The sequence below is a fragment of the Bifidobacterium sp. LH_512 genome (genome assembly GCF_056356435.1).
On record NZ_JBKEUE010000001.1, the window covers coordinates 290770 to 312106 of the forward strand.

Genomic DNA, 21337 nt, shown 5'->3' on the forward strand with positions numbered 1-21337 from the left:
TGGGGGTGATTGCCTCGCGGTGCGAGGAATATGCAATGTTAGGTTATTGAGTTGATGAGCATTACGAAGCGTATAAGTTCCGTGCTGGCGGCAATGGTTGCGGTCGGTGCGATGTCAGCCTTACTCGCGCCGGCCGCTGAAGCGGCCGACGCATCTCATGATGCAGTAGCCGTTACTTCCACACGTTCGTTCCCCAAGGTCAATACCGCGAAGAAGGACCTGCTGGCGGAAGCAACTTCCACTCAGGTGGAGTCGGATTCTGATTGGGGCGGCATTGAAAGTCTGGATGTCCCGCAGACTGAGAGCCAGACCGAACGTGAGCAGCGCGAGGCGCAGGAAGCGCAGGAAGCGGCACAGCAGACTGCATCTGATACCGCGGCGGCCAGCCGAACGTCGGACCGCAATGCGATTGCATCCGACGATGCCGCAGTGGCAGATAGCGTCGATCCGCCGGCCAGTGCCGATGCCAGTGCATTGGCCGCATATGCTTCACAGTTTGTCGGATATCCGTACGTGTATGGCGGTAACCAGCCGGGTGGCTGGGATTGCTCCGGCTTCACCCAGTGGGTGTTTGCCCAGTTCGGCTACAACATTGGCCGCACCACGAGCGATCAGCTGAATGCCGGCACTATTGTTTCGAATCCGCAGCCGGGTGATCTGATGATTTCCACTGATGTGTCGCACGCTGGCATCTATCTCGGCAATGGCCTGATGGTTCATGCATTGAATCCGGGTATGGGCACACAGATCAGTGCGATTTCCTCGGTGACGCCAAGTTCGTACTACTATATTCGAGTGTTCTGATAGCTCATCATATAAATCGCGATAAATGCTAAAGTAATGTGAAGTGCGTCTTCCTGATTGGGAAGACGCACTTTTATTTTTCGACTGAATTACCGGCATATGCGGCATTGCAGAGGTATCGTTTTAGCTAAGGCGATGTATAGTGGCATCGCTGCTGACTAAAGGAGGTTGTCGTGATCAACGAGAAGGCAATCCTGGTTGGAGTCGATGGTTCTCATGCCAGTTACAAGGCGACGTGGTGGGCTGCAAATTACGCCAAGCATGCCGGACTGACTCTGCAAATCGTATGTGCATATTCTCTGCCAAGCTATGCGGCGGTGTCATTCGACGCAACATACACGTCGATGGGGGATGACAACGCGGCTCACAGCGATGCGCAGGAAATTCTGTCCAAGGCCAAGGCCATCGCGGATGAGCAAGGCGTGGAAGCGGATACGTTGATTGTTACCGGAGACCCGGCATCCGTATTCGTGGAATTGTCGCGCAACTACAATCTGATTGTGATCGGCAACCGCGGCAAGGGTGGTTTGGCGGAGCGTCTGCTCGGCACCACCAGCTCCAGCCTTCCCGCATACGCATACTGTCCGATAGTCGTTGTGCCGTACACCGACGACGATGGCAATCTGATGCATCTGAACAATACGATCACCAAGGTCGCCGTCGGCTCGGATGAATCCAAGTGGGGACTGAAGGCGCTGACCATTGCTGCGGATTTCGCCAATACATGGGGCGCCGAATTGGACGTCATCTCTGCAGTGCCTAATTTTCCGGGCAATGATGTCGAGCAGGGCGTCATGGAGTCCTACATGGAGGATCTGGACGTCCGTGTGAAGCCGTTGCAGGAAACCTATCCTGATCTGACGATTAACAAAACCGTCGTTCAGGGCTCCGCGGTGAACGCCTTGACCCAGGCCAGTAAGGATCACGACGTCGTAGTCGTCGGATCTCGTGGGCGTGGCGGATTCACGGGTTTGCTGCTCGGTTCCACCAGCCAAGGCCTGCTGCAGCATTCCGTCGGCCCGGTGTATGTGGTGCCGCGCAAATACGTGGAAGCCGCGGAAAGCCGTGCGGACACGGTGCCGAATTCTCCTGCGGACGTGCCGACCAAGCCGATCGACGATATCAAGGGTGTTGAAGAAATCCCGATTGATAAGGCGACTCCGGATGTTGTCGAAGCAATCGAAACGACCATCGATCCGCATCGTCAAAGCTGAAATCATTGATGCCATTGATGCTATCAATCATCAGTGGCATCAATCTCAATGCATACACCGCCAATCATATGCAATGCGCGTCCGTCCAGTCTTGTTTCAGCGAAGAGGACGGGCGCGCATTGTAAATCACATATCGGCAACGTCGGAATACGACGCATAATCAACGACTTATGCGCATAATGCGACTATCAGTGACGAATCGTCACATCCAAACGGCACGGAGTTTCCTGCTTGTACGTATGTTGCACAGTGCAGCCCTTCTCGACGTGGCGCGTAATGCGCTCCTTCAGCTTGCCGGCGTCTTCATCGCTCAGACCGGCATCAATGGCGTCAACCACCAGCTGCTCATTGAAATTGATATAGGAATCGGTGTCGGCGTCATACGTGCCGTCAACGACGATTTTCGCGCCCTTGCCCTCGCCAAGCGTATGCTCGATGGCGAACTGACTCGACAGCGCGGCGCAGCCAGCCAGTGCGATCTTCATCAGATCGCCCGGCGTAAACACGCCCTTGCCTTTACCGAACTTGATGTGGGCGCCGTCGTCACTGAAAGCATCCCAAGAACCGTCATGATTACGCTCTACCCATAGACGCTTGCCCATGGCATCCTCCTCGTTTTCATCATGGATTACTGCAGGTCGCTGCGGATTACTGCAGGTCGCTGCACCGACGTGCATAACACCGCCTCCCTCTCAATGTATCGCGAAAATGCAGAATCGCGGTACGCATGTCTCGTTATGCCACAAGCGAAGAGGCTTCCAATCCCAAGCCGTATCGGTCCGTCCATGTCTCCCAGACCGTTAAAACCATGTGGTTTTGACGGAATCGGCTTGCTATGGTCCTCGTAATCGTTAAAACCCCGTGGTTTTAACGGAATTGGGATGTGGGATTTCTGTAAGGGGTAGCCCCACACCATCCCGGCATATTCGCTATAGGTCGCCGCTGTTATGCTTGAAGGCATGGCTTTGACTTCTGAACAGCTTGCTGAAATTCGCACCCGTATCCCCGCGCGCCCGCAAACGGATATTCCCATGCCGTATGAAGACCTGGTGCGCAAAATCCTCAATGAGGGCACACTGAAATCCGATCGCACCGGCACCGGCACCATTTCCATGTTCGGCCAGCAGATGCGCTTCAACCTACAGGATGGCTTCCCGCTGCTGACCACCAAACGCGTGTTCTTCAAAGGCGTTGCCTACGAGCTTCTGTGGTTCTTGAAAGGCTCGAACAACATCAATTGGCTGCTCGAACACAACGTGCACATCTGGGACGAGTGGGCCGACGAAAACGGCGACCTCGGCCCGGTATACGGCGTGCAGTGGCGCAGTTGGCCGGCGCCGACGCCGGAAGACCCGAACCGCACCATCGACCAGATCTCCAACGTGCTTGATCTGATCAAGCATCACCCCGACTCCCGACGCATGGTCGTCAGCGCATGGAATCCGGCCGAAGTGGAAAACATGGCCCTGCCGCCATGCCACGCGCTATTCCAGTTCTATGTGGCCGACGGCAAGCTCAGCTGCCAGCTCTACCAGCGCAGCTGTGACATGTTCCTAGGCGTGCCGTTCAACATCGCCTCGTATTCGCTGCTCACCATGATGATGGCGCAGCAGACGGGCTTGGAGCCCGGCGAATTCGTATGGACCGGCGGCGACTGCCACGTGTACGACAACCACATCGACCAAGTGTTGGAGCAGCTGAGCCGCGAACCGTATCCGTACCCGACAATGAACATTCGCAAGGCGGATTCGCTGTTCGACTACACGTATGAGGACTTCGAAATCGTCAACTATCAGCACCATCGCACCATCAAGGCGCCTGTTGCCGTCTGAGCCAGCCGTTAGACTTCTGCCCTAGTTCGACATCAAGGAGAAACTGAAATGGAGCATGATAGTAGCCAAAACGGCTATCACGAACCCGTGCCCGGATCTGCCGGGCTTGAAGACATCGAAGAAGATTGGGGAGATGATTTCCCCAAAGTCTTTTCGGTGAACCTGATTTGGGCGCAGGCCTGCGACAAGGAAGGTCGCGAGGGTGCCATCGGATTCCAAGGCGGCATGCCGTGGAATCTTCCTGAAGATATGAAACGCTTCAAGGAATTGACGGTGTCACATCCCGTGATCATGGGGCGCAGGACCTGGGAATCGTTGAACGCGAAGTTCCGCCCTCTGCCGAACCGAGACAATATCGTCGTATCGCGCAATCCCGAATATCCCGCAATCGGCGCCACCGTCGTGGACAGCTTGGATGCTGCACTTGACCTGGCACGTCAGGAAGCCATTCCGGACGACGGCTTGGACCGCAGCGAAATCTGGATTATCGGAGGAGCGGAAATGTTCCGCGAAGCCATACCATTGGCCGATAAGGCGTATGTGACGCAGATCGGCGCTCGCGTGGATGCGGATGCGTATGCTCCTGACATTATGGTTTTGGTGAATAGCGGCGCATGGAGCGTTGTTGAGGAAACCGAATGGCGTAATACGACGAAGGGATCCGATTTCATCACCGGATACCGTTTTATGACCTTCGTGAAGAATCACTGATTCAATATTGATATGGCCCTGTTTTTCAATAAGCAGGGCCAATGCTATTCGCTGTAATCAGGTATGTAATCTGTGCTGAACGCATTGATCGCTGATTATCAATCATCAATCACAGTGCGATATTGAATATTCAAAATCCACAATCTCAATATTCAACCCCAATATTCAACAGGAAAGAGCTTGTATGTATACCGTGATGACTGTCTGCACCGGCAATATCTGCCGTTCTCCAATGGCTGAAATCATTCTGCGCACTGAATTCGAGCGTCGTGGCCTGTCCGACCGCGTCAATGTCGAATCCAGTGGCGTCAGCGACGAGGAGTACGGCAATCCAATCGACCGCCGTGCCGTGCGTGTGCTGAAGGAGCGCGGATATGAGATTCCGTCGCATCATTTCGCACATCGCATTGAACGGGACGAAATCGAACGCACCGATCTGTTCCTGCCGATGACCGCCTCGCATATGCGCGCCCTGCTGCGCCAACTGCCGGCCGACAAGAAGGGCGGCGTGCATATGTATCGCAGCTTCGACCCGAATCTGCCTGTACCGGCTCCAGGGCGTGAAGCCGACATTGACCTGGTTGATCCGTGGTATGGCGGCGCTCGCGAATTCGAAGTGGCCATTGATCAGATTGAAGAAGTAGCGCCGTACATTGTGGACTGGGTGGAGAAGCAGCTTCAGGCTTCTGCTGAGTGATGCTTTTTGTTTGAGGCGTGGCGCCGTGCTCCGCGTAAGGATTCGCCTCGTGTGGTGCAAGTTATGTGGCACGCATATATGCAAAAGACCCGCTGTGTGGCGGGTCTTTTGCATGTGGTGGCTCCGAGCGGCATCGATCCGCTGACCTAACGATTTTCAGTCGTTCGCTCTACCAACTGAGCTACAGAGCCAGTGAACAGCTCAAAAAAACCCGGCATAAAACCGGGCTTTCAAGCATTCGCGACCACGACCGGACTTGAACCGGCGACCTCCGCCGTGACAGGGCGGCGCTCTAACCAACTGAGCTACGCGGCCGTTGTTTCTCATTTTCATGAGGCAACGAATAGAAATAATACCGGTGTTTCCAATGCATGCAAATTCCGGCGTGTCCCGATTCGGTCAATGCTGACGGGCGTTGCGGAATGACTGTGCGGTTTCTACGTGTGCTGATGCTCGTTCCGTCCGGCCGGTATAAATGAAGTATGCAGGAAAACGAACAGGAACAGTTGAAATTCCGCCCGGTGCTGTCGTTCGTGCGACGTTCTGGGCGCTTGGATGCGCGCCTGCAAAGGGCGTGGGATAACTATTCGGACAAGTACCTTCTGGATATCAATGCGTCTGAAGGCTCGTTGAGCGTTCGTGAAGGCGTCGTTGTGGATGCGCGGTTCGTTGCCGACCATTGGGGAAACGCCAATCCGCTGACTGTGGAGATCGGTACGGGTCAGGGCGAAAACGTCGTCGCTGCGGCGGCCGCGAATCCCGGCCGTAACTTCCTGGCATTGGAAGTGTATGATCCGGGCGTTGCCCATACGATGCTGCTCGCCGGCAAGCAGGGCCTGGACAATCTGCGTATCGCCCAAGTGAATGCGCCGGAATTGTTCAAGGTCATCGCGGATGGCGCCGTTGACGAAGTGTGGACGTTCTTCCCGGATCCTTGGCCGAAGATGCGTCACCATAAGCGTCGCATCGTGCAGCCGGAGCTTGCCGGCGACGTTCATCGTGTGCTGCATGAAGATGGCTGTTGGCGTATCGCCACCGATATCGAAGACTATGCGCTGCATGTACATGAAGTCATGGATGCGTTGCCGACTTTCCATAATGACGGCGAGGTGGCGGTGAGCCTGCCGACCGAACATGTCGGCAAGGGCAATGCCGATGATGCCGCTGGCTTGCCGCATGCTGATTTTGTGGAATCCGTGCGATTTGAAGGGCGTGTGCTGACCAATTTCGAAAAGAAAGGCTTGGATGCGGGTCGTGTGATTCACGATTTCACCTATCGTCGAATTTGATTGGTTGCCTATGCGATCGATTGCGGTTGATGACGACTGCGATTGGTTGATTTGTTCGGATTGTGATGTCGGCGTGATGCATGGTGCGTGTTGTGGAGCCTGCTTATATACAGTGCCCAAAAGCGCGGTGCTATGTGCGACACGCCGACATTTGCATAATGATGATTCTCGTGTATATTTAATCAGGTTGCCGCGGCGGAAGTGGCGGTGACAAAAACTGAAAGCCCCCGTCGTCTAACGGTTAGGACACCAGACTTTCAATCTGACAACGAGAGTTCGACTCTCTCCGGGGGTACTCCTTGGCAACAAGGTAAACGGCCGCGTAGCTCAGTTGGTTAGAGCGCCGCCCTGTCACGGCGGAGGTCGCCGGTTCAAGTCCGGTCGTGGTCGCGAATGGTTCGTGTTCAACGTTGTTGAATGCAAACTGTTTCTGGCTCTGTAGCTCAGTTGGTAGAGCGAACGACTGAAAATCGTTAGGTCAGCGGATCGATGCCGCTCGGAGCCACTGGGGTTCATGCGAAAGCGTGAATTCGATAATTGAAGCCCCCGTCGTCTAACGGTTAGGACACCAGACTTTCAATCTGACAACGAGAGTTCGACTCTCTCCGGGGGTACTCCTTGGCAACAAGGTAAACGGCCGCGTAGCTCAGTTGGTTAGAGCGCCGCCCTGTCACGGCGGAGGTCGCCGGTTCAAGTCCGGTCGTGGTCGCCATTAAAACCCAGCTTTGGCTGGGTTTTTTGTTTTTCGCCCACCTGGTTTTTGTTCCCGTTTTCTCTCTGGGCGCTCTTCCACACGCAAGTGTGGGTTATAGGCCGAAATGTGGTGTCGGAACGGTCACTTTTGCTGAAGATGCGTGTGCCCATCAGCAGGTGTGACCGAAAAATGGCATAGGAACGGTCACTTTTGCTGGTGGGGCGGCTTTCTGACGGCAAATGTGACCGAAATGGGCTTTATATTCCCAGTGTTGGTGAAAATGATAATGGGATGTTGCAAGGTTGGGATGTTGCAAGGTTGGAACGTCGGGATGGCGAGATACTGAAAATGGTGGCGGCATCCAGAAACATTGATGACACGCTGAAATGATTACGCAACTATTTACAGAAAACACCAAGGTTGAGCGCTAGTATATAGAACCGATGGAAGCCTCAAAGTCGTGGATTTCCATATGTGACGAGGCAAAGCTTCAAAGGAGGGCTTTATGGTCTACAGGATGATCTTCAACCAGACGGCATATTTCGGTCGCGGCGCAATCAAGGAAATCCCGGACGTTGCCAAGTCCCATGGCTTTACCAAGGCTTTTATCGTCACCGACCCGGTACTGATGAAGACCGGCACGGTCAAGAAGGTCACCGACGTACTGGATGAAGCCGGCATGCCATATGAAATCTTCGATAACGTTCAGCCGAATCCGCCGGTTGAGAACATCAAGGACGGTGTTGCCAAGTTCGCCGCATCCGGCGCTGACTTTCTGATCGGTCTCGGCGGAGGTTCCCCGCAGGATACCTGCAAGGGCATCGGCATCGTCACCGCCAATCCGGAGTTTGCCGACGTATTGTCTTTGGAAGGCGTCGCCGACACGAAGAATCCGTCCGTCCCGATTTTCGGCGTGCCAACCACAGCTGGCACCGCATCCGAGACGACCATCAACTATGTCATCACCGATACAGAGCATAAGCGCAAGTTCGTTGCCGTCGATCCGCATGATATCCCGATCGTCGCTTTCGTCGACCCGGACTTGACCGATTCCATGCCGCGCGGTCTGAAAGTCGCCACCGGTTTGGACGCCCTGACCCATGCCATCGAAGGCTATATCACGCCGGGCGCTTGGAGTCTGTCCGACTGTCTGTCCATGCAGACCATTCGTATGATCGCCAAGAATCTTGCCAAGAGCGCTGATGGCGATGTTCCGGCAGGCGAGCAGATGGCATACGCCTCCTACATCACCGGCATGGCCTACTCGAACGTCGGCCTCGGCCTGGTCCATGGCATGGCGCACCCGCTTGGCGGCCGTCTGGGCGTCGCCCACGGTGTTGCCAACGGCATCCTGTTGGCTCCGGTTATGGAATACAACAAGGAGTACACCGGCGAAAAGTATCGTGATATCGCAGACGCCTTCGGTGTCGAAGATGCCTATACCGGCGACATCGAAACCGTTCGTGATGAAGCGGTTGCCGCAGTCGCCAAACTCACCCGAGATTTGGGTAACCCGACCACTATCAGTGAAGTCGGCGCCACCGAGGCCGATCTGGAAGGTCTCGCACAGGACGCCTTCAACGATGTGTGCACGCCGGGTAACCCGCGTCAGGCCAGTGAGGAAGACATTTACGCCATCTATAAGAGCCTGATGTAATAAAGATCCGGTCCCGAAACCGAGATATAAAACAGGGTCCCGCTTTTCAAAGGTTGAAGAGCGGGACCCGCATTTTATATGCGGCCTACTTGTCCGTGCACATTACATGCATTGTGCCCATTTTATACAATCATCTCCACTAGGCATACGATCATCTTGCCATACGCGTGCAATACGTCTTCGCAAAGCTTCCCCGTCCAGCAAACATTCACCTCGACTGGCAGGCGCACACGTGCAATGGCGGCTACAATGAGAAGCCATGAACGCACAGGATGAGCAAAAAATCGATTTTGCGTCGGTGTTCCCGGCCAAAGGTGACCCGCGCAGACCCCCGGAATGGTACGGAAGAGCGTTGCTGTACACGGCAATCGCCGTGTTTTCGGCATATTTCGTATGGCATTCATGGGCGAAGGTGTCAGGCATTATTCTCAACATCATCATTGCGCTGTTCATTGCGCTCGCCATTGAACCGGTTGTCGTATCGTTTGTGAAGCACGGCTGGAAACGCGGCGCCGCCACAGGTGTGAGCCTGATCGGATTGGCCGTTGTCGTATGCGTATTGCTGGCACTGTTCGGCAATATGTTCGTGCAGCAGATGATTCTGATGTTCAAGGGCATGCCGGCTCTCTATGATCAGCTTTCGCAGTCGGTTGAGCAGTATACAACATTCAAGCTGCCGGAAATCGAGAGCCTTGGCGTTGAGGTGTTCAAAAATATTCAAGGCTCGTGGATTACTGATTTTGCAGGCCAAGCGTTGAATACAGTGGCCGGTGTCGGCGGTTTCCTTATCGATATGCTGACTGTGTGCATGGTGGCTTATTACATTTCCGCCGCCGGCCCGAAATTGCGTCGTAGTTTCTGCCAGTGGCTGGGCCCGCAGATGCAGCGCAGATTCCTGCTGGTGTGGACGGTTGTTCAGACTCAGATTTCCGGATTCCTGTTTTCCCGTACGATTTTGGCTGCGATCAATGCCACGTGCACGGCGATTTTCTTGGAAATCATCCATGTGCCGTATTGGCTGCCATTGGCGCTGTTCTGCGGCTTGGTTTCGCAGTTCATTCCGACGGTCGGCACGTATATCGGCGGCGCGTTGCCGGTGGTGTTCGCTTGGGGGGCGGGCGGCATCTACCCGGCTCTTGGTGTGCTCGTGTTTATTACGGCGTATCAGCAGGTTGAGAATCTGCTGCTTTCGCCGAAGATTTCGCAGCGCACGATGGATTTGAATCCGGCTATTGCATTCCTGTCGGTGTTGGTGTTCGGCTCCTTGTTCGGCGCTCTTGGCGCGTTCCTTGCCTTGCCGATCACGGCGAGCCTGCAGGCTATTTTCAAGGTATCCACGAAGCGCTATGATTTGGTGGACTCCCCGTTGATGAACGACCCGGGGCCAACGAGGAAGTCGAAGGTCGTGGAAGGCGTTGAGGTAATCGGCGAACAGGTGGCCCGCCACATGCCACGCGCAGCGCAGGGGTCGAGCGGCCGTGTGCTGTTGAGTGAGGAATTGCGTCATTTGCGGGATCAGGCATATAACATTCCGACTTCCGACGAATTGGATGAATCCGCAACGGTGGCGATTCCGAAAGGCATGTTGAACAGGCAGAATGATGCCGGCGAATCGCCTCGTACGGAAGCGAAAGAGACCGACGATAATCCGCGAAGCAGGTGGCGTTAAGCAATATGGTATTCCTCAGTGTTCTTGATATTCTGACGCTGTTGGTAGGCGCTGTCGGTTTGTTGTATCAGGCCGTGTGCGTATTGGTTTCACTGTTGTCCAAGCCGGTGAAGTTTGCCGACGCTTCCATGGATAAACGGTATGCCGTGCTGATTTCGGCGCGTAATGAAGAGAATGTGGTCGGCAACCTGATTAATTGCATTCATGAGCAGACGTATCCGAAGGAATTGGTTGATATTTGGCTGGTCGCCGATAATTGCACCGACCATACCGCCGATTTGGCGCGTTCCATGGGCTGTCATGTCGTCGAGCGCTTCAATCAGGAGCAGATCGGCAAGGGCTATGCGTTGACATATTTGCTGGATCATATGGAAAGCATGGGGCAGGCCGACCAGTATGACGCGTTCTTCGTGTTCGATGCGGATAATAAGTTGGATTCGCATTATATCGAGGAGATGAATAAGGCATTCCAATCCGGTTTCCGTATTTTGACCAGCTACCGTAATTCGGTGAATCTGTCAGAGAATTGGGTGTCGTCGGGCTCTGCCCTGTGGTTTATTCGCGAATCGCGTTTCCTGAACGCTTCCCGCATGCGTTTGGGTACAAGTTGCCACGTCGGCGGTACCGGTTTCATGTTCTCCAGGGAAATTATGAAGCGTAATAAGGGTTGGAAATTCCATCTTTTGACCGAAGATTTGGAATTTACGATGGATTCCGTGCTGCATGGCGACCGCATTGGATTCTGTGGTACCGCGATGCTGTACGACGAGCAGCCTGTGACTTTTGCGCAGAGCTGGCGTCAGCGTTTGCGTTGGAGCAAGGGCTTTTTGCAGGTGTTCCGTTATTACGGTCCTGCCTTGATTCAGCGTGCCGTTCGTGAGCGTGATTTTTCCGCGGTTGATTTGACGTTGCTGATTTGCCCGTTCACGGTGTTGGCGACGGTGCGCATTGCGATGGGGTTCCTGTTTGCGGTCTGCGGTTTCGTGACGTGGCAAAGTCAGCTGGGGGCGTTGAGCAGCTGGTCGAGCGGCATCGTCGCCTCGGTATTGGTGATGATGGGATTGGCAGCGTTGACGATTGTTGCCGAACGTGATCATATTGGCGCGTCGAATAAGGAATTGCTGGCCTATGTGTTGAGCTTCCCGGTGTATTTGATGAGTTATGTGCCGATTTCCTTCCAAGCCATGTTCTCGAAGGCCGAGTGGAAGCCGATTGTGCATAAGGGGGCGTAACGGTGAAAACGCGCATGAGCGCGGACGTGTCAGAGCTCCTTGTATGAGCTCTTCGTGTCGCGAAGAAGAAATCCGGGAAAGGCGAGAGAGTTCCTGTAGCATTGACAGTATGAATGATGTGGTCAATCCGTACGCCAATGCGGGTGTGCTTGCGCCTAATTCCACTGCCGCTGTTTCGATTCGCGGCCTGTATAAGCGTTTTGGCGATAAGGTCGCCGTTGACGGCTTGGCTTTGGATATTCCAATCGGTTCGTTTTACGGTTTGGTCGGCCCGAACGGCGCCGGCAAAACGACGACGTTGAATATGCTGACGGGTTTGCTGGTGCCGGATGCCGGTACTGCGATGATTCTTGGCAATGATGTGTGGAGCGATGTGAATCGTGCGAAACGCATGATCGGCGTGATGCCGCAGTCCGATCAGATTTTCGACAGATTGACGGGCATGCAGCTGCTGATATATGCGGGTATGCTGCGTGGCATGTCGCGCAATGAGTGCGTCAAACGCGGCATGGATCTGATTAATGCGTTCGATTTGACGGATGACGCCAATACGATGGTTGCGGAGTATTCGGCTGGTATGACCAAGAAAATCTGTTTGGCCAGTGCGATGATTCACAGCCCGCGCATTCTGGTGTTGGATGAGCCTTTCGAATCGGTCGATCCGGTGTCGAGCGCGAATCTGCGCGATATTTTGATTGAATACGCGAAGACCGGCGGCACGGTGATTATTTCCTCGCATGTGATGGCGTTGGTCGAGAAAATGTGCACGCATGTTGCCGTGATCAATAACGGGCAGGTATGCGCGGCCGGCACGGTTGACGAGGTTGCCGCCGGTGAGGATCTGGAGGATCGTTTCCTGCAGTTGGTCGGCGGACGTCATGCTGCGGCGCATCTGGAGTGGTTGGACGGCGGCATGCCGTCCCCGGCCGAATGAGAGGCTCACGATGAATGAAGCACTGGTGCTGATGCGTTTGCGCTGGTCCTTGACCATTGCGGCCATGCGTAAGTCCGTCGGCCAGACCGTTGGCTATGCGATCTGCATCCTATTGGGACTATCCGCCGTTGTCGGTGCCGCTGCGCTAGCCTGGCAACTGGGCGCCGGATTGCCTCGGCTGGATTGGGCGGCGTTGGGCCTGGGGACCGGGTCTCATGCAGCCGCGGCGTATGCGTCCGTTTTGCATATCGGCGTCGTGCTGGTCGGCGCCGGCTTTGTACTGTTCGTAGCCTTCATACAGCTGATGTACATCGGCGAGGGGTCGACGATGAGTCCAGGCAAATTCTCGCTGTATGGCATTAAGGACCGAACGCTGCAATTCGGTCTGCTTTTGGCCGGTCTGTCGGGTCTGCCGGCGATCTTCGGCGTAATCGGCTTTGCCCTGTGGTCGATGGCCTACCGCTGGATGGGTGCATTGCCCGTATTCGTCGGTGTCGTCAGTGCCCCGCTGATTGTGCTGACGATGATGAGTTTTTCCAAGCTGGTCATTTCCCTGGTCACCACTTTGGTCCGTTCCAAACGCGGCAAAGGCATGTTTTATATGGTCGTGCTCGTCGTGTTCATCGTGCTGTGCCAGCTGCCCAATCTGCTGGTCAATGGCGGCATCGAAAACGGCGTCAGTCTGGATGCGCTGGACAGTGCCGCCGTGATCGTTGCGTGGACGCCGTTTGCTGCGGCTTTCCAGCTGCCTTTTGACGCATTCGTCGGAGCATGGGGCTTTCTTGCGGCCCGTTTGATTGTATTGGCCGTTACCTGGATGCTGTGTTTTGTGGGCTGTACATGGTGTCTGAAGCATGAGCGTCTGATCTCCGGAGCCTCTGAGGAAACGCTCAAGGTCAAAGGCGTCGGTGCATTCGCGTGGATGCCCGACTCGGTATCCGGCGCGATTTCAGCGCGTCTGCTCACGTATATGAAATGCGACCCCCGGCAGGCTCCGATGTTCGCGATGCCGCTGTTGTTCGTCGTGCTGTTCGCGATGCAATCGCATGGCATCACTGCGATGGTGTGGCAGACGATGATCTGGAGCGCAATGTTCCTGGTGCTTGTGGAAGGCAACGGGCTGGCCTATGACGGCCGTGGATTCGCCATGCAGGTCATCACCGCGACGGATGGGCGCGCAGACCGTCTCGGTCGTATACGCATCTATGCCGCGATCATTCTGATATACATGCTGGCGCTTATGGCATTGTGCTTTGTCATTACCGGCGACTGGTGCACGCCGGACGGCATTCTGCTGGGTTCGGCAATGACCGCCGTGGGAATCGGCGTCGCCTTCTGCGGGCTGGGGCTAGCGGAGACTCTGTCCTGTGTGCTCATGTACCCCGTTCCCTCCATGGACAAGCCGTTCTCGTCCCCGCAAGGGCGTGCCGTGGCACAAGGATTCTTTCCGCTCGCACATATCCTGGGCATGTATGTGCTGATGCTTCCGACCGCCATCGTCGCGTTGGCGTTGACGTTGACCGGTAATTTCGGCGCGATATGGACGATCGTCCCCGTGTCGCTCATCAATGGCGCGGGCATGCTGGCTCTTGGCTCGTGGCTCGGCGGTAAGCTGTTGAACGCTCGCATGCTCAAGGTGATGGAAACGTTGAACTCGTTCGCATCCTTGCAGAAGTGAGCGCGGCTTTTCACACTCATTCGAAGGAGCACGTTATGTCGGCGCCTGATTCATCGCCAGCAGAGTTGAGTGAAGCGCCGAACAATATGCGTCGACGCCGTCGCATCACTGTAGTGGCGTCGATTCTGGTTACGGTCGCGCTTGCCGCCGTCTATACAGTCGCCGACGTGTGTGATGTGGCGCCGGGAGCATTGACATTGCAGCCGGAGTATCGTCGCGAAATTCCAGCGGCGGCTTCCTCGGTCGACGCCGGCGATATCGCTGGAAGAATCGACCGAAGTGTTGACGTTGACGTCAAGAAGGCGCAGCAATTGGTCGACGATCTCGTTGCGACCGATGGCATTGGCGATATCGCAGTATCGTTGACCGACGCCAACGGCGATCCGATTGCTGATCATGATGCTGACGTCTCCTATGAGCCGGCCTCCACATTGAAAACGCTGACGGCCCTGGCGGCGTCGGCGACATTGGATATGAGCACGACGTTGGATACGCAAACATATCTGATTCAGCATGATGATGATACGGCGACGCTGATTGTGAAAGGTAATGGCGATATGCTGCTGGGTGCCGGCAGCAGTGATGCGACGCATGTTAATGGGCGTGCCGGATTAGGCACGCTGGCAGCGCAAACAGCGAAGGCGTTGTCGCAGCGCGGCATCAGCACCGTGCAATTGCAGTATGACGACAGTCTGTTCGGCGACGACCGCTGGCCTGAGGCGATGGAAGAACGCGATCCTGATCACGTGTATTACATGCCGGTAGCGTCGATGGCCGTTGATGGCGGACGAGACTGGGGCGGGTACGAGCCTTCCAACCCTGATTCGTTCAGCAGTTATCCGCCGCTTACCACCAAGCCGGCCACCGAAGCGGCTGACATTTTCGCCGAACGTTTGCAGGAAAACGGCATCACCATTGACGGTGACATCACCACCGCCACCGTGCCTGAAGATGTCAGTCCGATTGCATCCGTCAGCTCGGCGCAACTCAATGAAATCCTCGCCTTCGCGCTTCGTCAATCAGACAACACCATCGCCGAGGAATTCGGCAGGCTTACCGCATTGGCCATCGGCGACGAAAATTCGCCGAAAGGTGCGACACAGGCTGTAAGAAGCGTATTGAACACCCTTGGCATCGATACTAAAGGATTGGTCATGGGCGACTGTTCCGGCCTTACCCTGGGGTCGAGCGTCACCGTGCGTACACTCACCGATGTGCAAACATACAATCTCAACGCAGGATTGGGCGCGGCTGCTGCCGAAGGACTATCAGTCTCCAATCTGGTCGGCACTGCCGCATCGCGAATTTCCGATGCCGACATCGCAGGCCTTATCCGCGCCAAAACAGGTAGCCTTGGTAACGTCACATCCATGTGCGGCAATGTGACGCGCATCAAGGGCGGCGTATTATCCTTCGCTGTTATCGTCAATAATCCGGATGACTATTACGGCGCACGTACCGCCATCGACGAATTTGTATCGGAATTGCCGAATCTATAGCGGCATATCATCACATGTAACAATGTGATCACCGCAAGCGTGAATCAGAAAAGGGACGCATATGGTGTATACGGCACGAATGCGCAAAGCTGTGGGCGCATTACGCGTAGGACTTGAGGCAGAGGGATTCGACCTTCAGGATAAGCGTTTCTCCCAGCATGGCGAACATACGGTTGATCCGGATGCGCCGCTAATCGTCGTCGCCTGCTCTGGCGGGCGCGATTCGATTGCACTTGCCGCGGTAAGCGCGAAAGTCTGCGCGTCATTGGGATTGCGCTGCGGCGCGATTATTGTGGACCACCGTTTGCAGGACGGGTCGAGCGACGTTGCGGCGACGGCCGCGCAACGCTGCGACATGCTGGGATTGCGGCCGGTGACCGTGTTGCCGATTGATGTACGCGAATCCGGCCAAGGTTTGGAGGCGGCTGCGCGAGAGGCTCGCTATACCGCCATTGAACAGCAGGCGCATGCGTGGAATGCTCCGGTCGTTCTGCTTGCACACACGCAGAACGATCAGGCGGAAACCGTGCTGATCGGGCTGCTCAGAAGCGGTGGATTGGATGCGGTCGCCGGTATGCCGGCATCATTTGAGCGTGGAGGCGTGCGTTTTATACGCCCTTGGTTGTCGCTGACACGCGGCGACACCACAGGAATCTGCGAAGATCTTGGATTGGATTGGTGGGATGATCCGACCAATGGCGATGCTGTTTCGCAGGACGGGCAAGACGGATTGGATATGTCGTTTCCTCTGCGATCGCGCATACGCCAGCAGCTGATTCCATATATATGTGATTTTGCCGGAGGCGATATCGTCGCACGTCTGGCGCAAGGCGCGCGGATTGCGCAAATGGATAAGCAGCTCCTTGACGATCTTGCCGGCAGTGCATTGCGTGAGGCGATGCTTCCCCTTGACGGCGTCGCAGAGGCATCGGCACGAAATGCTGAACATATGAGAACAGTGCTGGTATTACGGGCCTCCACGCTTGCTCGGCAGCCGGCGTCGGTGAGATTGCGTGCTATTGCCCATGCATTAGCAGGGGCCGATGTTCCATGCTCGTCGCGACAGGTCGAGGCGATTGACGCGCTGATTACGGATTGGCATGGCCAACGTGGTGTGAATCTTTCCAGAGGATATTCAGCGATTCGTCAGAAACACGTCATTCGTGTATGCCAAGATAGGACGCATGAAAATCGCGGATATACAGAATGATATTGATCATGAGCTGATCACCAAAGAACAGATTGCCAGCAAGATCGAAGAGGCTGCTGCACAGGTCAGTGAGGATTATCGCGATAAGGATCCGCTGCTGGTATGCGTGTTGAAGGGGGCGGTGAATACAATGACTGCGTTCGCGCAAGCGTTGAGTATCCCCGTTCAAATGGATTTCATGAGCCTGTCCAGCTACGGCTCCGGCACACAATCCAGCGGAACGGTTACCGTTCGTCAGGATTTGTCCACGGATGTTCAGGGGCGTCACGTTCTCATTGTCGAGGATATCGTCGACTCCGGAATCACGCTTGCCTGGTTGATTGAGGAATTGAAGCGCCGCGGAGCTGCATCGGTCGAGGTCTTTGCGCTTTTGGAGAAGCCTGCACGTCGCAAGGTGCATGTGGATGTGAAATATAGGGGATACGAAATTCCCGATGAATTCGTCGTCGGCTTTGGCTTGGACTACGACGAGCGTTACCGCAATCTTGATTCGATTGCGGTGCTGAAGCCCGCAGTATATGAAGGAGGGCATGAATGAGTTTCTCGCAAGGACCGCAAATGCCGCAAGGCAATGGCGGCAACAACGGCAATCCGTTCAACAACCCGTTTAATCGAGGCAACGACGATAACGGCAATAATCGCGGCAACGGCAACAAGGGCCCCCGTCCGTTCTGGCAGTCCCCGTGGCTGTGGGGCGTTGTCATCGCCGCCATGGCCATTATGCTGTTCCAGCTGTTCGTCGGCTCCGGTACGCAGACCATCGACACCAAGGACGGTCTGCAGATTCTTGACAGCGGTAACGTCAAATACGCTCAGATCGTCGACAACACGCAACAGGTCAAGCTTGAGCTGACATCCGATTACTCCAAGCAGGATCCCGACACAGGTCGTGTCAAGAATTACGGCAAGAACGTTCAGTTCTACTACACCTATGCGCAAAGCGCCCAGGTGGTGCAGGCGGTGGAACAGGCGAATCCGACCAACGGCTGGACCGCCACCATGCAGCAGACCAGCATGGTGTCGTATCTGATCACCTCGCTGCTGCCATTCTTCATCATGTTCGGTCTGCTGTGGTTCCTGATGAGCCGCATGAGCGGGGGTGCCGGTGGCATGTTCGGCATTGGCGGCAAGAAGAACAACGGCAAGCTGCTTGACGGCCAGACCCCGACCACGAAGTTCTCCGACGTGGCAGGAGAGGAAGCCGCCGTACAGGAAGTCGAAGAGATCAAGGACTTCCTCAAGGACCCGTCCCGATACAAGGCCTTGGGCGCGCGCATCCCGCGCGGCGTGCTTCTGTATGGTCCTCCGGGTACCGGTAAGACGCTGCTCGCCCGTGCGATCGCAGGCGAGGCGGGCGTGCCGTTCTATTCGATGGCAGGCTCCGACTTCGTTGAAATGTTCGTCGGTCTGGGTGCATCCCGTGTGCGTGATCTGTTCGAGGAAGCGAAGAAGAACTCCCCGGCAATCATCTTCATCGACGAAATCGACGCCGTCGGCCGTAAGCGTGGCTCCGGTATGAACGGCGGTCATGATGAACGCGAGCAGACCTTGAATCAGCTGCTGGTCGAAATGGATGGCTTCAACAACGATACAAACCTGATCATCATTGCAGCCACCAACCGTCCCGACGTGCTTGATCCGGCACTGCTTCGTCCCGGTCGTTTCGACCGTCAGGTTGCCGTTGAAGCGCCGGATTTGGAAGGCCGTGAAGCAATCCTGAAGGTGCATGCCAAGGGCAAGCCGTTCGTTCCGGACGTCGACCTGCGTACCATCGCCGTGCGTACACCGGGCTTCACCGGCGCCGACCTGGCGAATGTGCTGAACGAAGCCGCCCTGTTGTGCGCCCGTGCCGGAGCCCAGCTGATCGACAATCGTGCCATCGATGAAGCCATCGACCGTGTGCAGTCCGGCCCGAAGCGTCGCTCCAAGGGCATGGCACTCGAAGAGCTGCGCAACACCGCATACCATGAAGGCGGTCACGCTCTGGTCGCCGCAGCCATGCACCACACCGATCCGGTGACCAAGGTGACGATTCTGCCGCGAGGCCGCGCGCTCGGCTACACCGCGGTCATGCCGACCGAAGACCGTTATTCCATGTCCCGCAACCAGCTGCTCGATCAGATGGCCTACGCTATGGGCGGCCGTACCGCCGAAGAGGTCGTATTCCACGATCCGACCACCGGCGCGTCCAACGATATCGAAAAAGCCACGGCGATCGCCCGTCAGATGGTTGTCGAATACGGTTTCTCCTCGCAGCTTGGCGCCATCAAGTGGTCGGATGATGACGAACGTGGAACCGGTGTTGAAGGCATGTTGGCTCGCCGATATTCCGAACGCACCGCGCAGATCATCGACGATGAGGTGTTGAAGCTCGTTGAAAATGCGCATACGGAAGCATGGAACGTCATCAACGAAAACCGTGACGTGCTCGATGAACTCGTTCGCCAGCTGCTCGTCAAGGAAACGTTGAATGAGAAGGAGCTTGCCGCGATCTTCGCGAATATCAAGAAGGCTCCGGAACGTGAGTTGTGGCTGAGCAACGAGAATCGACCTGATTCCGACAAGCCGCCGGTCGAGATTCCCGAATCGCTTAAACGTTCGGCAGGAATGAAACCGGGCGAGTGACGGCGTGCGTCGACGCCGGCAGCAGTGAATAACAGCAATATAGGCGTCAACTGAGTTGAGGGGCATGTCGCGAAATCGTCGGCACGCCCCTCAACCCATCAAGAGCGAATTGCGGATGTGATGGGTGAAAGGTAGCGGGAAGAACAGTTATGAATACGAACGAATCCTCTTCGACGCCGATCAGCGGCGATGATGTGCTCAGCGCGGATGTGACATTGAACATCGACGCTGGCATGTCGACGGAAGCATTACGGTCATTGCTGGACAAACTGCACGTGGATGTCATCGTGCATTGCGATGACCCCGACTTTTCGACACTGGTGCCACATGTCAATATCAAGGTCGCCAATGCGGATGACGCAATGGCTGCATCATCCGCATCATCGTCGGAATCTTGTTCTGCAAGCGCATCATCGGCATTCGCGGCATCACCGAACGGTGGCCAGCCGGAGTTGCCTCAATCGCAATCTTCCAGCGAAGCCAATATGACGCCGCATCGCGCCATCATTTCCATGGACAGCACGCTGCCCGACGCGGAACGCTTGTTCCGTACCGCCATCGCCACTGTGGACGCCGTCGCAGGCAATCAGGTCGAAGGGATTTCGCCGCTGTATCATGTCAGCCGTTTCGACGGGCCTGACGCCATGTCCGCTGTCATGCAAATCGTCACTGCCATGCAGCCCCGCGAACTGATTGCCATGCTGCAAAGCATCGAACATGTGCATGAGGACGCTATCGACTTGGACGTCGTCGATTTCGAAGGCGTCACCAGCAATGATGAGGATTGCCGTATTCCATGGCCGTCCGCGCGTGAACATGCCGGTGTACTCGCCCCCTGGATGGACATGGACCCCGAAGCGAGACTGGGCGGCGATCCCGTCTCCTTCCTGCTTGCCATGGCACCGGACGCCGGTCGGGTGGGAATTCTGTCGGATAACTGGATTATTGGAGAAACACTATGAAAGCACGCCGGACGCCATGGTGGCATTATGTGATCGGACTGGTGGTCGGCCTCGTGTGCGGCGCCGGCATTGCGGTGTACGGCGAACGAACAGGTCTGGCGCTGATCGGCGTATCATGGTTGGTCATTTTCATACTGGCTGTCATGGGCGTCGGCGTACTGCTCATGGCGCTGCAGGTGCATAAATATACAAACACCGATCCGAAAAAGCGTGCCATGTTGAAGCCCTTCGATCCGCAAAAAGCAGTGACCACACTGGTGCTGTGTAAGGCGCTTGGTCTTGCTGGAGCCGTGCTGGCTGGATGGTATGGCGGGCAAATTCTTATGAGCGTGAATCATATTGAAGCGGAGTTCTATCGTCAGGCCGTTATCGAATGCGCCGTTGCCGTTATCGTATGCCTCGCCGACATGATTGTCGGCATCGTGGGGGAGTGGTTGTGTCAGCTGCCGCCGCTGGACGGGCCGGAAAGCGCGAAAATGAAAGCGAAAACGCAACGGCAGTACGGCCGTCAGGCCGCAGCGACGAAAACAATGTCGAAAACGGTGTCGGAACCATCGCAGAAAACGAGTCATTGATTGCGGTCTCGTCCATATCACATATCGATGGTCGCGAATCAAGCATCGCAATGCA

Annotated in this window: 18 protein-coding genes, 7 tRNA genes and 1 pseudogene; 23 read left to right on the top strand and 3 right to left on the bottom strand. The window is 55.8% G+C overall.

Annotation, left to right across the window (positions count from 1 at the left end):
- Positions 1-54: 54 nt before the first annotated feature.
- Together AC1AWD_RS01250 and AC1AWD_RS01255 are read left to right on the top strand one after the other, a co-directional pair.
- On the top strand, positions 55-804 hold the full coding sequence (locus AC1AWD_RS01250; protein ID WP_476563257.1) for a C40 family peptidase: 750 nt from the start codon (positions 55-57) through the stop codon (positions 802-804).
- A 173-nt stretch (positions 805-977) separates the two neighbouring features.
- Positions 978-2018, top strand: coding sequence for a universal stress protein (locus AC1AWD_RS01255; RefSeq protein WP_476563258.1), 1041 nt, complete (start codon positions 978-980; stop codon positions 2016-2018).
- A gap of 188 nt (positions 2019-2206) precedes the next feature.
- Here AC1AWD_RS01255 and AC1AWD_RS01260 read toward each other — a convergent pair whose 3' ends face one another.
- On the bottom strand, positions 2207-2620 hold the full coding sequence (locus AC1AWD_RS01260; RefSeq protein ID WP_476564515.1) for an OsmC family protein: 414 nt from the start codon (positions 2618-2620) through the stop codon (positions 2207-2209).
- Between the two features lie 429 nt (positions 2621-3049).
- Here AC1AWD_RS01260 and AC1AWD_RS01265 point away from each other — a divergent pair, with 429 nt between their 5' ends.
- From AC1AWD_RS01265 to AC1AWD_RS01275, 3 genes are all read left to right on the top strand, one after another.
- A complete protein-coding gene (locus AC1AWD_RS01265; RefSeq protein WP_476564517.1) occupies positions 3050-3850 on the top strand; it encodes a thymidylate synthase in 801 nt (266 codons plus the stop codon).
- A 48-nt stretch (positions 3851-3898) separates the two neighbouring features.
- Positions 3899-4561 carry a dihydrofolate reductase gene (locus AC1AWD_RS01270; protein ID WP_476563259.1) on the top strand — a complete coding sequence of 221 codons (663 nt, stop codon included), beginning with the start codon at positions 3899-3901 and terminating at the stop codon, positions 4559-4561.
- A gap of 184 nt (positions 4562-4745) precedes the next feature.
- Positions 4746-5258: a low molecular weight protein-tyrosine-phosphatase gene (locus AC1AWD_RS01275; protein WP_476563260.1), complete on the top strand. Its 513-nt coding sequence runs from the start codon at positions 4746-4748 to the stop codon at positions 5256-5258.
- Between the two features lie 115 nt (positions 5259-5373).
- On the opposite strand, the gene AC1AWD_RS01280 is transcribed toward AC1AWD_RS01275, so the two are convergent.
- Positions 5374-5449, bottom strand: a tRNA-Phe gene (locus tag AC1AWD_RS01280).
- A gap of 50 nt (positions 5450-5499) precedes the next feature.
- A tRNA-Asp gene (locus AC1AWD_RS01285) sits at positions 5500-5573 on the bottom strand.
- Between the two features lie 167 nt (positions 5574-5740).
- On the opposite strand from AC1AWD_RS01285, the gene trmB reads away from it, so the two are divergent.
- The 18 genes and pseudogenes from trmB (at position 5741) to AC1AWD_RS01375 (ending at position 21282) form a co-directional block, all read left to right on the top strand.
- Positions 5741-6547: a tRNA (guanosine(46)-N7)-methyltransferase TrmB gene (gene trmB, locus AC1AWD_RS01290; RefSeq protein WP_476563261.1), complete on the top strand. Its 807-nt coding sequence runs from the start codon at positions 5741-5743 to the stop codon at positions 6545-6547.
- A 223-nt stretch (positions 6548-6770) separates the two neighbouring features.
- Positions 6771-6842, top strand: a tRNA-Glu gene (locus tag AC1AWD_RS01295).
- Between the two features lie 21 nt (positions 6843-6863).
- A tRNA-Asp gene (locus AC1AWD_RS01300) sits at positions 6864-6937 on the top strand.
- A gap of 42 nt (positions 6938-6979) precedes the next feature.
- Positions 6980-7052 (top strand) — tRNA-Phe (locus AC1AWD_RS01305).
- A gap of 37 nt (positions 7053-7089) precedes the next feature.
- Positions 7090-7161: transfer RNA gene (locus tag AC1AWD_RS01310), tRNA-Glu, on the top strand.
- Between the two features lie 21 nt (positions 7162-7182).
- Positions 7183-7259 (top strand) — tRNA-Asp (locus tag AC1AWD_RS01315).
- A gap of 192 nt (positions 7260-7451) precedes the next feature.
- Positions 7452-7631, top strand: a complete 180-nt coding sequence (locus AC1AWD_RS01320) for a hypothetical protein (RefSeq protein ID WP_476563262.1) — start codon at positions 7452-7454, stop codon at positions 7629-7631.
- Between the two features lie 115 nt (positions 7632-7746).
- Positions 7747-8898 (top strand): lactaldehyde reductase, encoded by a 1152-nt coding sequence (fucO, locus tag AC1AWD_RS01325; protein ID WP_476563263.1) that lies wholly within the window; start codon positions 7747-7749, stop codon positions 8896-8898.
- A 259-nt stretch (positions 8899-9157) separates the two neighbouring features.
- Entirely contained in the window at positions 9158-10567 is a 1410-nt protein-coding gene (locus AC1AWD_RS01330; protein WP_476563264.1) for an AI-2E family transporter, read from the top strand.
- 5 nt (positions 10568-10572) lie between these two features.
- Positions 10573-11799, top strand: a complete 1227-nt coding sequence (locus AC1AWD_RS01335) for a glycosyltransferase family 2 protein (RefSeq protein WP_476563265.1) — start codon at positions 10573-10575, stop codon at positions 11797-11799.
- Between the two features lie 109 nt (positions 11800-11908).
- Positions 11909-12733: an ABC transporter ATP-binding protein gene (locus AC1AWD_RS01340; protein WP_476563266.1), complete on the top strand. Its 825-nt coding sequence runs from the start codon at positions 11909-11911 to the stop codon at positions 12731-12733.
- A 10-nt stretch (positions 12734-12743) separates the two neighbouring features.
- Positions 12744-14411, top strand: coding sequence for an ABC transporter permease (locus tag AC1AWD_RS01345; protein WP_476563267.1), 1668 nt, complete (start codon positions 12744-12746; stop codon positions 14409-14411).
- A 35-nt stretch (positions 14412-14446) separates the two neighbouring features.
- Positions 14447-15910 carry a D-alanyl-D-alanine carboxypeptidase/D-alanyl-D-alanine endopeptidase gene (dacB, locus tag AC1AWD_RS01350; RefSeq protein ID WP_476563268.1) on the top strand — a complete coding sequence of 488 codons (1464 nt, stop codon included), beginning with the start codon at positions 14447-14449 and terminating at the stop codon, positions 15908-15910.
- A gap of 61 nt (positions 15911-15971) precedes the next feature.
- Positions 15972-17120: a tRNA lysidine(34) synthetase TilS gene (gene tilS / locus AC1AWD_RS01355; protein ID WP_476563269.1), complete on the top strand. Its 1149-nt coding sequence runs from the start codon at positions 15972-15974 to the stop codon at positions 17118-17120.
- Positions 17095-17658, top strand: a complete 564-nt coding sequence (gene hpt, locus AC1AWD_RS01360; protein ID WP_476563270.1) for a hypoxanthine phosphoribosyltransferase — start codon at positions 17095-17097, stop codon at positions 17656-17658. The genes tilS and hpt overlap by 26 nt, the downstream gene beginning before the upstream one ends.
- Positions 17655-19745: an ATP-dependent zinc metalloprotease FtsH gene (gene ftsH / locus AC1AWD_RS01365; protein WP_476563271.1), complete on the top strand. Its 2091-nt coding sequence runs from the start codon at positions 17655-17657 to the stop codon at positions 19743-19745. Before hpt ends, ftsH begins: the two co-directional genes overlap by 4 nt.
- Positions 19746-20203: 458 nt before the next feature.
- A pseudogene (locus AC1AWD_RS01370) lies at positions 20204-20707 on the top strand (2-amino-4-hydroxy-6-hydroxymethyldihydropteridine diphosphokinase); the annotation flags it as partial.
- Positions 20704-21282 carry a DUF3180 domain-containing protein gene (locus AC1AWD_RS01375; RefSeq protein ID WP_476563272.1) on the top strand — a complete coding sequence of 193 codons (579 nt, stop codon included), beginning with the start codon at positions 20704-20706 and terminating at the stop codon, positions 21280-21282. The pseudogene AC1AWD_RS01370 and the gene AC1AWD_RS01375, both read left to right, overlap by 4 nt.
- The last annotated feature ends 55 nt before the right edge of the window (positions 21283-21337 follow it).

Coding starts and splice junctions, on each gene's coding strand:
- AC1AWD_RS01250 (WP_476563257.1), top strand. CDS start 55: ATGAGCATTACGAAGCGTATAAGTTCCGTGCTGGCGGCAATGGTTGCG.
- AC1AWD_RS01260 (WP_476564515.1), bottom strand. CDS start 2,620: ATGGGCAAGCGTCTATGGGTAGAGCGTAATCATGACGGTTCTTGGGAT.
- AC1AWD_RS01265 (WP_476564517.1), top strand. CDS start 3,050: ATGCCGTATGAAGACCTGGTGCGCAAAATCCTCAATGAGGGCACACTG.
- AC1AWD_RS01270 (WP_476563259.1), top strand. CDS start 3,899: ATGGAGCATGATAGTAGCCAAAACGGCTATCACGAACCCGTGCCCGGA.
- AC1AWD_RS01275 (WP_476563260.1), top strand. CDS start 4,746: ATGTATACCGTGATGACTGTCTGCACCGGCAATATCTGCCGTTCTCCA.
- trmB (WP_476563261.1), top strand. CDS start 5,741: ATGCAGGAAAACGAACAGGAACAGTTGAAATTCCGCCCGGTGCTGTCG.
- fucO (WP_476563263.1), top strand. CDS start 7,747: ATGGTCTACAGGATGATCTTCAACCAGACGGCATATTTCGGTCGCGGC.
- AC1AWD_RS01330 (WP_476563264.1), top strand. CDS start 9,158: ATGAACGCACAGGATGAGCAAAAAATCGATTTTGCGTCGGTGTTCCCG.
- AC1AWD_RS01335 (WP_476563265.1), top strand. CDS start 10,573: ATGGTATTCCTCAGTGTTCTTGATATTCTGACGCTGTTGGTAGGCGCT.
- AC1AWD_RS01340 (WP_476563266.1), top strand. CDS start 11,909: ATGAATGATGTGGTCAATCCGTACGCCAATGCGGGTGTGCTTGCGCCT.
- AC1AWD_RS01345 (WP_476563267.1), top strand. CDS start 12,744: ATGAATGAAGCACTGGTGCTGATGCGTTTGCGCTGGTCCTTGACCATT.
- dacB (WP_476563268.1), top strand. CDS start 14,447: ATGTCGGCGCCTGATTCATCGCCAGCAGAGTTGAGTGAAGCGCCGAAC.
- tilS (WP_476563269.1), top strand. CDS start 15,972: ATGGTGTATACGGCACGAATGCGCAAAGCTGTGGGCGCATTACGCGTA.
- hpt (WP_476563270.1), top strand. CDS start 17,095: ATGAAAATCGCGGATATACAGAATGATATTGATCATGAGCTGATCACC.
- ftsH (WP_476563271.1), top strand. CDS start 17,655: ATGAGTTTCTCGCAAGGACCGCAAATGCCGCAAGGCAATGGCGGCAAC.
- AC1AWD_RS01375 (WP_476563272.1), top strand. CDS start 20,704: ATGAAAGCACGCCGGACGCCATGGTGGCATTATGTGATCGGACTGGTG.